Annotated in this window: 12 protein-coding genes and 1 riboswitch; of the genes, 7 read left to right on the forward strand and 5 right to left on the reverse strand. The window is 56.7% G+C overall.

Features of this window, described 5'->3' with window-relative positions; genetic code table 11:
• Nucleotides 1-6: 6 nt before the first annotated feature.
• Both EXZ61_RS07855 and EXZ61_RS07860 read right to left on the reverse strand, forming a co-directional pair.
• Entirely contained in the window at nt 7-705 is a 699-nt protein-coding gene (locus EXZ61_RS07855; protein ID WP_142810675.1) for a fumarylacetoacetate hydrolase family protein, read from the reverse strand.
• A 69-nt stretch (nt 706-774) separates the two neighbouring features.
• The gene (locus EXZ61_RS07860) at nt 775-1,077 is read right to left on the reverse strand and encodes an antibiotic biosynthesis monooxygenase family protein (RefSeq protein WP_142810677.1); all 303 of its coding nucleotides are present in this window, start codon (nt 1,075-1,077) and stop codon (nt 775-777) included.
• 115 nt (nt 1,078-1,192) lie between these two features.
• On the opposite strand from EXZ61_RS07860, the gene pgeF reads away from it, so the two are divergent.
• Nucleotides 1,193-2,026 carry a peptidoglycan editing factor PgeF gene (pgeF, locus tag EXZ61_RS07865; RefSeq protein ID WP_142810679.1) on the forward strand — a complete coding sequence of 278 codons (834 nt, stop codon included), beginning with the start codon at nt 1,193-1,195 and terminating at the stop codon, nt 2,024-2,026.
• On the opposite strand, the gene EXZ61_RS07870 is transcribed toward pgeF, so the two are convergent.
• On the reverse strand, nt 1,955-2,257 hold the full coding sequence (locus EXZ61_RS07870; RefSeq protein ID WP_142810681.1) for a hypothetical protein: 303 nt from the start codon (nt 2,255-2,257) through the stop codon (nt 1,955-1,957). The genes pgeF and EXZ61_RS07870 overlap by 72 nt on opposite strands.
• A 99-nt stretch (nt 2,258-2,356) precedes the next feature.
• Here EXZ61_RS07870 and phaC point away from each other — a divergent pair, with 99 nt between their 5' ends.
• The 6 genes from phaC (at nt 2,357) to EXZ61_RS07900 (ending at nt 11,045) form a co-directional block, all read left to right on the forward strand.
• On the forward strand, nt 2,357-4,081 hold the full coding sequence (phaC, locus tag EXZ61_RS07875; protein ID WP_237219122.1) for a class I poly(R)-hydroxyalkanoic acid synthase: 1,725 nt from the start codon (nt 2,357-2,359) through the stop codon (nt 4,079-4,081).
• A 35-nt stretch (nt 4,082-4,116) separates the two neighbouring features.
• Nucleotides 4,117-5,295 (forward strand): acetyl-CoA C-acetyltransferase, encoded by a 1,179-nt coding sequence (locus tag EXZ61_RS07880; RefSeq protein WP_142810683.1) that lies wholly within the window; start codon nt 4,117-4,119, stop codon nt 5,293-5,295.
• Between the two features lie 89 nt (nt 5,296-5,384).
• A complete protein-coding gene (gene phbB, locus EXZ61_RS07885) occupies nt 5,385-6,122 on the forward strand; it encodes an acetoacetyl-CoA reductase (RefSeq protein ID WP_142810685.1) in 738 nt (245 codons plus the stop codon).
• Between the two features lie 141 nt (nt 6,123-6,263).
• Nucleotides 6,264-7,220 carry a 1-phosphofructokinase family hexose kinase gene (locus EXZ61_RS07890; protein WP_142810686.1) on the forward strand — a complete coding sequence of 319 codons (957 nt, stop codon included), beginning with the start codon at nt 6,264-6,266 and terminating at the stop codon, nt 7,218-7,220.
• Nucleotides 7,221-7,350: 130 nt separating this feature from the next.
• A complete protein-coding gene (locus EXZ61_RS07895; protein WP_142810688.1) occupies nt 7,351-8,631 on the forward strand; it encodes an HD-GYP domain-containing protein in 1,281 nt (426 codons plus the stop codon).
• The gene (locus EXZ61_RS07900; RefSeq protein WP_142810690.1) at nt 8,628-11,045 is read left to right on the forward strand and encodes a sensor domain-containing protein; all 2,418 of its coding nucleotides are present in this window, start codon (nt 8,628-8,630) and stop codon (nt 11,043-11,045) included. The genes EXZ61_RS07895 and EXZ61_RS07900 overlap by 4 nt, the downstream gene beginning before the upstream one ends.
• A 219-nt stretch (nt 11,046-11,264) precedes the next feature.
• Here EXZ61_RS07900 and EXZ61_RS07905 read toward each other — a convergent pair whose 3' ends face one another.
• Nucleotides 11,265-11,630: a cell division protein ZapA gene (locus EXZ61_RS07905; RefSeq protein WP_142810692.1), complete on the reverse strand. Its 366-nt coding sequence runs from the start codon at nt 11,628-11,630 to the stop codon at nt 11,265-11,267.
• Nucleotides 11,627-11,851 (reverse strand): DUF904 domain-containing protein, encoded by a 225-nt coding sequence (locus EXZ61_RS07910; RefSeq protein ID WP_142810694.1) that lies wholly within the window; start codon nt 11,849-11,851, stop codon nt 11,627-11,629. Before EXZ61_RS07910 ends, EXZ61_RS07905 begins: the two co-directional genes overlap by 4 nt.
• 36 nt (nt 11,852-11,887) lie before the next feature.
• Nucleotides 11,888-12,122, forward strand: a riboswitch (cobalamin riboswitch).
• Nucleotides 12,123-12,168 lie beyond the last annotated feature (46 nt).

The raw sequence follows: 12,168 nt of genomic DNA on the forward strand, positions 1-12,168 counted from the left end.
GGCGGTTTACTCCACCCGCACGCTGATGCTTTGTAGACCCGAGACAGAACCCACCAAGAGGTCGCCCCGCATCACTGCCCCCACACCTTCGGGGGTGCCGGTAAAGACCAGGTCGCCTGGCTGCAGCGTCCACGCGGCAGAGAGTTGCTCAATGGTTTCTGCAATGTTCCAAATAAGCTTGGCTACGTTGCTGCGCTGTCGGTCTTGCCCATTCACCGTCAAAGCAATGTCGGCTTGCGCCACATCAGGCACGTGTGCCGCAGGGGTGATGGCGCCAATGGGCGCACTATGGTCAAAACCCTTGCCAATGCACCAGGGGCGCCCCTGCTTTTTCATGTCGTTTTGCAAGTCGCGCCGGGTCATATCCAGCCCCACGGCGTAGCCGAAGATATGGCGGTGGGCATCGGCCGCGGCGATGTTGCTTCCGCCTACGCCAATCGCTACCACCAGTTCAATCTCGTGGTGCAGGTTGGCAGTGAGTGTGGGGTAGGGCAAGCGAGCGGTTGTGTCTGCTGGGCAGTTCAACACCGCATCGGCAGGCTTCATAAAGAAGAAGGGGGCTTCTCGTCCGGTGTGCCCCATTTCCTTGGCGTGGTCTTCGTAGTTGCGGCCCACGCAATAAATGCGGTGCACGGCAAACTGTTCATTGCGCCCCACCACAGGAACGGCGGGTGTTGGGGCTGGGGCGAAAACAAAGGTCGTCATAGCGGGCTTTCAATGGTCAGTCAATCTACGCAATCACTTGCTGCAAAGGGCGGCCGTCTGTCGCTGGACCTAGTCAGACTTCACCACCAACGCAAAGTGCTCAACCACAGGAGGGCTGGCAAAAAAGGGCCCGACGATGGTGCGCCACTGGGTGAATGCCTCTGACTGCCTAAAGCCCACGGTGTGATCTTCCAGCGTATCCCAAAATACTTGCAAAATGTAGCGTTCAGGGTTCTCGATGCCTTTGTTCACCTTGAAGCCTTGAAACCCTTTTGCGTGTGCAATGACCTCACGTAGGCCCCTAGCAATGGCTTCGTCAAATTCGGCGTTCTTACCGGCGTGAATACGAATGTCTGCGAGTTCCAAAATCATGGGGGTGCTGCGCCTGAGCGCTTTGAAGTGGCTGGTGTGGCGATGGTAACGGCAACGGATGCTAATTCCCATCGCAAGCGGGTAGACGCAAGGCCTTGCGTTTATCCTCTGCGCCATGAATCGCTCATCCTTCGAAACAGCTGCAGGCCCGGTGGACTGGTTGGTGCCGCAATGGCCTGCACCCGCCCATGTGCGGGCTGTGTGCACTACCCGTCAAGGTGGCGTGTCGGCGCCGCCCTACAACACCCTGAACCTGGGCACCCATGTGGGCGATGACGCCGCCTGCGTGGCCGCCAATCGTGCTCAGTTGGTGAGCAGCACGGGTGTACCGATAGTGTTTATGGACCAAGTGCACGGAAACACCATACTGGAATTGAGCGCCGATACGCCCCAAGGCTTGCAAGCCGATGGTTGCTTCACCACACAGCCGCAGTTGGCTTGCTGTGTGATGGTGGCGGATTGTTTGCCCATTTTGTTGTGCGACTCGCGCGGTGAGCGCGTGGCTGCAGTGCACGCGGGCTGGCGTGGTCTGTTGGGCGAAGAGCGCTCAGGCGCGTGGCATGGCGTGTTAGAAGCTGTTTCTAGGCATTTTTTGCCGAATTCGCGCATGGATACTGCGCAGAATGCTCCTGAAATCATAGCGTGGCTGGGCCCGTGTATTGGCCCGCAAGCGTTTGAAGTAGGCGCCGAGGTGCGTGCAGCTTTTGTGGCTGCGGATGCCCGAGCCGCCCAATGCTTTAGGCCGTACGCTCCAGCCCCTGGTGCTGACAAGTGGCTGGCGGATTTGCAAGCATTGGCACGCCAACGCTTGCACCGCCTGGGTATTACAGCGATCTATGGCAACGATGGCACCGACGCGTGGTGCACCGTGCAGCAGTCAGCGCGGTTCTTCTCGCACCGGCGCGACCGGGTCAGTGGGCGCCAGGCCGCTTGCATTTGGTTGGACTGAATCGGTCTGCGGCGAAGCTTGCTCGGCTGCTTGGCGCTCCGCCAACTCGCGCGCCTTGATTGCGCGCTTGCGACCGGGGGTGCCCATGATGTACACCACCAAGCCCACGGGCATGAGCCCATACAGCACAAACGTAAAGATTGCCCCTAGCACGGTGCCATTGGTATTGGTCGCTTCGGCCACGCTCATCATGAGCGCAACGTAAATCCATGCAATAGGGACGAGGTACATACTGGGTTCGTTTTGCTTTGTGTCAAGAGATCGTAGCATTAGCCTGAGATACTAGGGCGTTAGACTAAACCACCTAAATTAAGAGTAAAAGGCATCGCAGTGACGCAACCTTCCCCTGAGTTCTGGACCGAAGCGGCCCAAAAGCTGCAAACCACCATGGCAGAAAATTGGGCCAAGGCCATGCAGCCTTTTCAGGCCGGAGTGCAATCAGCGGGGGCTTCCAGTTTTGCCGCAGGTGCAGAGAAGCCACCTGAAGTGCATATCGAGCCTGAGAAACTGCAGGCCTTGCAAAAAGAATACCTTGAACAGGCGATGGCACTATGGAGCAAAGGTGCTGGTCACCCCACACAAAGTGGCGACAAACGCTTTGCTAACCCCGCGTGGGATGACAACCCTCTGGCCGCTTTTGCTGCGGCGGCCTACCAAGTCAACAGCCGCGCGCTTGCCGGATTGGCGGATGCGGTAGAGACCGACCCCAAAACCCGCAACCGCATTCGCTTTGCCGTGGAGCAATGGGCCGCAGCGACTGCGCCCAGTAATTTTTTGGCGTTCAATGCAGAAGCCCAGAAGAAAGCCATAGAGACGCAGGGTGAAAGCATTGCCAAGGGCTTGCAAAACTTGTTGCACGATATGCAGCAAGGCCATGTGTCCATGACGGACGAAAGCCTGTTCGAGGTGGGGAAAAACGTGGCGACCACCGAGGGCGCCGTGGTGTTTGAGAACGAATTGTTCCAGCTCATTGAGTACAAGCCCACCACGGCCAAAGTGTTCGAACGGCCATTTTTGATGGTGCCACCGTGCATCAATAAGTACTACATCCTAGACCTGCAGCCCGAGAACTCCTTGGTGCGCTACGCCGTGTCACAAGGCCATCGCACCTTCATGGTGAGTTGGCGCAATCCAGATGCCAGCTTGTCGGGGAAAACCTGGGACAACTACATTGAGGATGCCGTCATCAAAGCCATTGGCGTGACCTGTGAGGTTAGCAACAGCCCTAGCATCAATGCCTTGGGCTTCTGCGTAGGCGGAACCATGCTAGGTACGGCGCTGGCAGTGCTGGCCGCGCGTGGCGAGAAACCGGTGGCTAGTGCGACCTTTTTGACCACCTTTTTGGACTTTAGCGACACCGGCATCATGGACATCTTCATTGATGAGGCTTCTGTGCGCGCCCGCGAAAAAGAGATGGGCCAAGGCGGCTTGATGAAGGGCAAAGACTTATCCAGCACCTTTAGCTTTTTGCGCCCCAATGATTTGTTGTGGAACTACGTGGTCGGCAACTATCTCAAGGGTGAAACCCCTCCGCCGTTTGACCTGCTGTACTGGAATTCGGACTCCACCAATTTGCCTGGCCCCTACTACGCTTGGTACCTGCGCAACACCTACTTGGAAAACAACTTGATCAAGCCCGGCCAAGCGACCGTGTGCGGTGAGCCGTTGGACTTGGGGCTGGTGGATATTCCGGTCTACATCTATGGATCACGCGAAGACCACATCGTGCCCATTGGTGGTGCCTACGCATCCACGCAAGTGCTACCCGGCAAAAAACGCTTTGTAATGGGCGCGTCCGGCCACATTGCGGGTGTGATTAATCCACCAGCAAAGAATAAACGCAGCCATTGGATTCGTGCTGATGGCAAGCTGCCCAAGACTTTGGACACATGGTTGCAGGGCGCCAAAGAGCACCCCGGCAGTTGGTGGACAGACTGGTCGCAATGGCTCCAAACCCATGCGGGCAAAGAAAAGCTCGCACCTAAAACGTATGGTCGTGGCAAGTACAAACCCTTGCAGCCAGCCCCCGGAAGCTATGTCAAAGTGCGTGCTTAGGCGCTTTGGCTGTTTGATTTAATCAGGAGAGAAAAATGGAAGACATCGTTATCGTTGCAGCCGCCCGCACCGCGGTAGGCAAGTTTGGTGGAACGTTGGCCAAAACCCCGGCCACCGACCTAGGCGCTGCCGTCATCAAAAACCTGCTGGAGCGCACCAAGCTGGGCGCTGACCAAGTGGGCGAAGTCATTTTGGGTCAAGTTTTGGCCGCAGGCGTGGGCCAAAACCCCGCGCGCCAGTCCTTGATCAAGAGTGGCATTGCCAAAGAAACACCGGCTCTCACCATCAACGCAGTGTGTGGCTCAGGCCTGAAAGCCGTGATGTTGGCTGCGCAGTCCGTGGCCTATGGTGACAGCGACATTGTGATTGCCGGTGGCCAAGAAAACATGAGCTTGTCCCCCCACGTGTTGCTGGGCAGCCGCGATGGCCAGCGCATGGGTGACTGGAAGATGATCGACTCCATGATCGTGGACGGCCTGTGGGACGTCTACAACCAATACCACATGGGCATCACTGCCGAAAACGTGGCCAAAGCCTACGGCATTACCCGAGAAATGCAAGACGCTTTGGCATTGGCTAGCCAGCAAAAGGCGGCAGCAGCTCAAGACGCGGGTAAGTTTGTAGATGAAATCGTGCCTTTCAGCATCGCGCAAAAGAAGGGTGACCCCATTGTGTTTGCGGCAGATGAGTTCATCAACCGCAAGTCCAACGCAGAGGCCTTGGCCGGTTTACGCCCTGCATTTGACAAAGCGGGTGGTGTCACGGCGGGCAACGCCTCGGGCATCAACGACGGCGCAGCCGCGGTGATGGTCATGACTGCCAAAAAAGCCGCTGCTTTGGGCTTGACCCCTTTGGGCCGTATTGCCAGTTTCGCGACCAGTGGCCTAGACCCCGCCTTGATGGGCATGGGTCCAGTGTCGGCGTCGCAAAAAGCCTTGGCTCGCGCGGGCTGGAACGCCCAGGACTTGGATCTGCTGGAAATCAACGAAGCGTTTGCCGCGCAGGCTTGCGCGGTGAACCAGCAAATGGGCTGGGACACCAGCAAAGTCAACGTCAATGGTGGCGCAATTGCGATTGGCCACCCCATCGGGGCATCCGGCTGCCGTATTTTGGTGACCTTGCTGCATGAAATGCAACGCCGTGACGCCAAGAAGGGCATTGCTTCGTTGTGCATTGGTGGCGGCATGGGTGTTGCTTTGACCATTGAGCGATAGTTTTTGAGGAAATAGGGCTTAGGCCCTTGTATTTGGTGCGTAAGCAGCTAGTTTTTTTATAGCGATAGATAAATCAAAAGGAGATAAGAATGAGCCAAAAAGTTGCATACGTCACAGGCGGTATGGGTGGCATCGGGACCGCAATTTGCCAGCGTCTTCACAAAGAAGGCTTCAAAGTCATTGCGGGTTGCGGCCCCACACGTGACCACGTGAAATGGATTGCTGAGCAAGCGGCCTTGGGCTATACCTTTTACGCGTCGGTCGGCAATGTGGGTAACTGGGAGTCCACCGTGGAAGCCTTTACCAAGACCAAGGCGGAGCACGGCTCTGTCGACGTGCTGGTGAACAATGCCGGTATCACACGCGACCGTATGTTCTTGAAGATGAGCCGCGAAGATTGGGACATGGTGATCGAAACCAACCTTAACTCCATGTTCAACGTGACGAAACAAGTCGTCGCTGATATGGTGGAAAAAGGCTGGGGCCGCATCATCAATATCTCTAGCGTCAACGGCGAAAAAGGCCAGGCAGGTCAAACCAACTATTCCGCTGCCAAAGCGGGTATGCATGGCTTCTCCATGGCTCTGGCACAAGAATTGGCCACCAAAGGTGTCACCGTCAATACCGTGAGCCCTGGTTACATCGGCACAGACATGGTGAAGGCGATCCGTGAAGACGTGTTGGCAAAAATTGTGGCCACGGTCCCTGTGAAACGCTTGGGCGAACCCAGCGAAATTGCGTCCATCATTGCTTGGCTGGCATCCAACGAAGGTGGCTACGCCACGGGAGCCGACTTCTCGGTCAATGGCGGTTTGCACATGGGCTAATCTGCAACCCCATGCAGATGGCTTCTCAAAAACCCCGCATGTGCGGGGTTTTTTCTTTGTAGGGCAGGTACTTTTCGGGGGCTACCATATTGCGCCCAAGGTTTGCATTGCAACAGTCATTCACTTAGATCAAAACTTGTCATGCCACATGTTTTAACCATCACGATGAATCCGGCGTTAGACGTATCGGCTAGCACCGCCAAGGTAGAGCACACGCGCAAACTGCGTTGCCAACAGGTGCAGCGTCACCCAGGCGGTGGCGGTATCAACGTTGCGCGCGTGCTGCACCGCCTAGGGGTGGATTGTGGTGCCTTGTTCCCTGTAGGGGGATCAACGGGCCAGCTACTCACGCAACTCCTTGACGCCGAGGGGGTACCGTGCTGGCCTGTGCAGGTCGCAGGGCATATTCGCGAGAGTTTTACCGTGCGCGATGAGCACAGTGGGCAAGAGTTTCGCTTTGTACTGCCCGGTCCTGCATTAGGTGAGTTGGAGCAACAAGCCTGCCTATCGCAATTGCGATCCCTGACCCCTTCGCCCCTGTATGTGGTCGCCAGCGGCAGTTTGCCCCCGGGTGTGCCGGATAGTTTCTACGCTGAACTTGCCCCCATTGCTGCGCAGATGGGCGCTAAGCTGGTGGTGGATAGCTCGGGCCTCGCCTTGTCTGCGGCGTTGCGTAAAGGGGTCTTTATGCTCAAGCCTAGTCTGGGTGAAATGCGCATGCTGGCCTCTGAGCCTTTACCCACGATGGCCGCTGTGGTTGACTGTGCCCAGCGATGGATTGCACTCGGACGTGTGCAAGTGCTGGCCGTGTCTATGGGCGAAATGGGTGCACTTTTAGTGACTGCACAAGGCGCTTGGTTTGCTCCGCCCTTGAAAGTCAAGGTGGTCAGCGCGGTAGGGGCGGGTGACAGTTTTGTAGCGGGCATGGTCTCTGCACTTGTTCACAGTGACGATTTGGTGCATGCCTTTAAAATGGGTGTCGCTTGTGCCAGTGCGGCCTTGGCCCAAGCGGGCACTTCATTATGCGATCCGCCTCAAGTTCAGCGTTTATTTGCCGAGGTACTCTGTATGCAAACCTTGCCCCAATACTCTATTTGAATCGGCACCGCCCCTGTTGCCTTGCACTGTTTTTCCGATTTGAGTTTGTAGGATTGCGCTGCTGCCACTACGATGGAGCAGAAGCGAGGCCATGGGAGGTCTGGGTACGGTGTTTGCTAAACCCTTGTAGATGAAAAAAAACGATTCCAACCTTCTTTCCATTGACCAACTTCGCTTGGGTTTGTTCATAGAGCTGGATGTGGGCTGGATGGCACATCCGTTTCCGACTGGGAGTTTCAAGCTCAGTTCGGAAAAGCAGATCGACACCTTACGTGGTTTGGGACTGACGCATGTCCGTTATGTCCCCGAGAAAAGTGACCTCCTTCCCAGTACCAATGCCAGCACCGAGCGTTTAACCGCCGCTGCCCAAGAGGCCGCTGCGCAGTCGCTTGCACTTGACGCGAAGCGCCAAGCCCGCCAAGACGCGCTGACCCTCCAAAAACGCAACGCGCAGCAGTGCGAGCGGCGTTTTGCAGAGACCCTTCGTGCCTATCGCAGTGCCATGGACAAGCTCCTCACCGACCCAAAAGAGGTCGCGGCCCAGTGTGAAGCCGACATCCGTAATTTGGTACACAGCATGCTAGACGGTGAGTCCGCCATCACGCTGCTGAGCGAAACTGCCGGCGAAAAAACAGCCATGCATGCCGTCAACGTCACCATCATCTCATTGCTGCTTGGCAAAGCCATGGGGCTGGATGAGGATGAACTGCGCGACTTGGGCATGGCTGCGTTTTTCCATGACATGGGCAAGACCAAATTATTGGATCGCGTGCGCTGGCCGGACGACAGTTTCACTGGCGCGGAGACCAATCTGTACCAAACCCATGTGGGTTTAGGTGTTCAGATTGGCAAGACCATGGAGTTGTCCAAAAACACCTTGCTGGCGATGGCACAACACCACGAATGGGTGGATGCCACGGGTTTTCCTATGCGCGCTACCGGCGAAGGCATGACGGTCGCAGGAAAGATTTTGTCATTGGTCAACCGCTACGATAACTTGTGCAACCCCAGCAAAGTAGCGAATGCGTTGACGCCCCACGAATCTTTGTCGTGGATATTTGCCCAGCAAAAAACCAAGTTTGACGCCACAGCGCTGGCGGCCTTTATTCGCATGATGGGGGTGTATCCACCAGGCTCAGTGATTCAACTCGCTGATGGACGCTATGCCAGCGTGGTGTCCGTCAACTCAGCACGGCCCCTGAAACCCAAAGTTTTGCTGCATGACATCAATGTACCCAAGCATGAGGCCTTGGCGATTGACCTAGAGCATGCCAGTCACCTCACCATTCGCCGCAGCGTGCGGCCCGCCACACTGCCCATTGCGGCGCAAGAGTACCTCGCGCCTCGGCAGAGAATTTGCTACTTTTTTGAGCCACTGGTCGACCCGTACTTGCAAGGGGCAAAGCCATGACCACTGTAATCTGGAGAACGTTTCTTGATGCGCTTTTGGATGCGGCGTGGGTCATTGATCCCAAAACCCTGCGCATCGTTGCGGCCAATCAGATCGCCGTCGACTTGGTAGGCTTGCCCATTGCGGAGCTGATTGGCAAGCCCATTGTTGAGTTAACGGTTACGCCAGAAGACATGTATTTCTGGGAAGACGTGGCTGCGGGCCTCGCAGACAACATCTACAGCGAAAGCTTGTTGCGGCACGTGGACGGCGCAGCCGTTGCGGTGGAGCGGCGGGTGAGCCGCGTGAGCCTGTCCGCCGATGAGCCCATGTACTTGATGAATGCGCGTGACCTGCGCGAACAGCAGCAAGCCCGGCGAGACTTGGAAGACCGCGCTGCCGAGTTGGCCGCGACCCTGGAGTCCAGTGCTGACGGTATCTTGGTCACGGACTTGGCGGGCAACGTACGCCACTTCAACCGACGGTTTGCCCTGCTTTGGCAAGTGCCGGACGAGTTATTGGATGCTCCAACAGGCCAAACTCTACAGGCCCATATGCTGGGCCAGGTGCAAGATGCAGACGACTACACGGCGCGACTTCAGCAGTTTGCCGATGAACAGCTGCGTGAAGGCTGCGACTTGGTGCACTTGCACAGTGGGCGAATTTTGGAGCGCACCAGCCTGGCCCAATGCAGTCGTGGCAGAACCATGGGGCGGGTTTTTGCGTTTCGTGATGTGACGCAGCGGGCCATGGTGGAGTCGCGACTGCAACTGGCGGCCAAGGTTTTTGAGTCCAGCATGGACGCTATTTTTATTACAGACGCAGCGTTTTCTATTCTCCAGGTCAATCCGCGTTGCGAACGGCTTACTGGGTCTTCGCGCTCGCAGTTGTTGGGGAGCTCTTCGAGGCAACTGTTTCATGACCCGGCGCAGCCTGACTACTTTGACCAGGTGGAATTGGGTCTTGCTTTCACTGGCAAGTGGACCGGCGAAGTGTGGCGGATGGCGGGAGAGCAGCCCTGTGCGGTAGAGGTCAACTGGGTTGCTTTGCGTGATGACGCCGGCGAGTTGACCCACACCGTATGTCTATTCCAAGACCTCACGGAGAAACTCGAGGCCCAAAAGCGCATTGAGACACTGGCCTATACCGATGTGTTGACAGGCTTGCCCAATCGACTGCTGCTCACCCAACGCGTGGACCTGGCCATTCGTATGGTGCAGCGCAGTGGTGGTAGTTGTGCGGTGCTGTTTATCAATCTCGATCGTTTTAAGAACATCAACGACTCCTTGGGGCATGCCCTGGGTGACCGAGTATTGGTAGAGGTGTCCCAGCGCATGCAGCTGTGCCTGCGTGAGGTGGATACCTTGTGCCGTTTGGCGGCCGACGAGTTTGTGGCCTTTTTGCAAGATGCGACCGCCATGGGGGCTGAGATCGTGACCCGGCGCATCTTGCAAACGGTGGCCCAACCTTTTGAAGTGGATGGCACCAGTTTCTCTCTGGGTTGCAGCATCGGGATTGCCATGTGCCCAGAAGACGGGCGCACGGTGGATGAGCTCATCCAATGCGCCAACACTGCAATGCACCGGGTCAAGGAGCGAGGCCGGGGCAACTTCCGCTTCTATCAGCCCCAAATGAATGTGGACTGGTTGTCGCGCATCAAGCTCGACCATGCCATGCGCCAAGGCATGGAACAGCAGCGGTTTGCGTTGCATTACCAACCACAAGTGTCATTGGCCAGTGGCCATTTATTGGGAGCAGAAGCGCTCCTGCGCTGGGTGGACCCTGAGCTGGGCAACGTCTCTCCCGCTACCTTTATTCCGTTGGCTGAAGAGTCGGGTTTCATCATCAAGATCGGCAATTGGGTGCTGCAAGAAGCGGTTCGCCAAGCGACACTGTGGCAGAACAAAGGGATGCCCATCGTGGTCTCCATCAACGTCTCCGCCTTGCAGTTTCAGCAGTCAGACTTTGTGGAGCGTGTGGCCAATTGCTTAAAGGGGGCACAACTCGCACCGTCTTTGTTGGAGTTGGAGCTCACAGAATCCATACTGATACGCGACGCCAACGAAAGCCTAGCGCGTTTGCATGCATTGGCGGCCTTGGGCTTGAGCTTAGCCATTGATGACTTTGGGACGGGCTACTCCAGCCTTGCGTACCTCAAAAAACTACCAATTTCCAAGCTCAAGATTGATCGCGCGTTTGTCATGGGCTTGCCCAGCGATGAGAGTGACCGTGCCATCGTCAGTGCCACCATTGGCATGGCCCGGGCCTTGAAGTTCGCTGTGGTAGCGGAAGGAGTTGAAACCCAGGAGCAACGTGACTATCTGCACGAATTGCAATGCGGCTCGTACCAAGGGTTTTTGTGTTCCAAGGGTCTGCCGGCGGCAGAGTTTGAGCAGCTGGTTTTGCGCTTGCCAACAGCCTTAGTGAGCTCTTGAAGCTTGAATGGGTGTCTGCGAATGCGACCGGACCGGCATCCTGAACCGGGGTTCAGGTGGGCGAGATCAGCTGACCATTGGGTCCATCTAACGCGAGATGGTCACGCCTGGTCAGAAATGTTTCAAGCCCGGGCTCAATGAGCATTGGTTCAAGAAATATAAAGCCCAGCGGCACCGCAGACGGTGGCTATTGTAGGGCTTTCGCCCGCCGCGCAGGGCTTAAAGAAGGCGACCGTCTTCACCCAAGGCAGCGTCCAAGCGCTCCAACAAGGAGTGAAGCAAAACATCTGAGTCGCCTACAGGGGCAGAGTGGGGCGTGCTGGGTTCTGGAGCCTGTGGGGCTTTGCCGCTGGCAATGGAGCTAGGCACTTGCGCGGCAGCCTCGTTTTGGGCTGACAGGTCAAATGCCAGATTCAGCGCTGCCAGCACCGCGATTCGGTCACGCGCACGCACTTTGCCAGCATCGCGAATCTTGCACATGGCAGTATCTACGCGCTCTACGGCTTCCAATAGGCGGGCCTCGCCGCCTTCGGGGCAGCCCAGCAAATAACTTTGCCCCAAAATTTGAACTTCTAACTGTTTCATGGTGTCTTCGCGTGCGCGGCTATGGCCTCTGGCAGTTTTTCCAATAGGGCGTCTACACGCGCTCGTGCGGCAGTAAGCCTGGACTTGAGCATGTCGCGTTCTTGGGTCAGCGCCTCCACCTGGCTGGCGAGCAAGGCATTGGTGCGCTGAAGCTCCGCGTGGCGCAGCAACAGCCGCTCTACACGTTCTGCAATTTGGTCGATTTGGGTGTGGTTCGACATAAGCTTGGCATTGTAGGGTTAGGCAATCAGGTTTCGCATAAAATCCAAGGCGTTGGTGCTCGCGGTGTGGTTCGCATACCGCAGTTCAACGGGAAGCAGGAGGGAACGCGTTTACACGCCATCCTAACCTGCGCTGCCCCCGCAACGGTAAGTGGACGAGTTGTTTTTACTCTGCTTTCATCACAGCCACTGAGCATTTTGAACACATGCTTGGGAAGGCGATGAAGGTTGTTCCACCAGCCCGGATACCGGCCAACAAGGTGGACAGGTGCGCTGCACCCGTTCGTGTCGTTCGTGTTCTGGCGGGAAGGCCAGAG

The organism is Rhodoferax aquaticus, assembly GCF_006974105.1.
GTDB classification, from domain to species: domain Bacteria; phylum Pseudomonadota; class Gammaproteobacteria; order Burkholderiales; family Burkholderiaceae_C; genus Allorhodoferax; species Allorhodoferax aquaticus_A.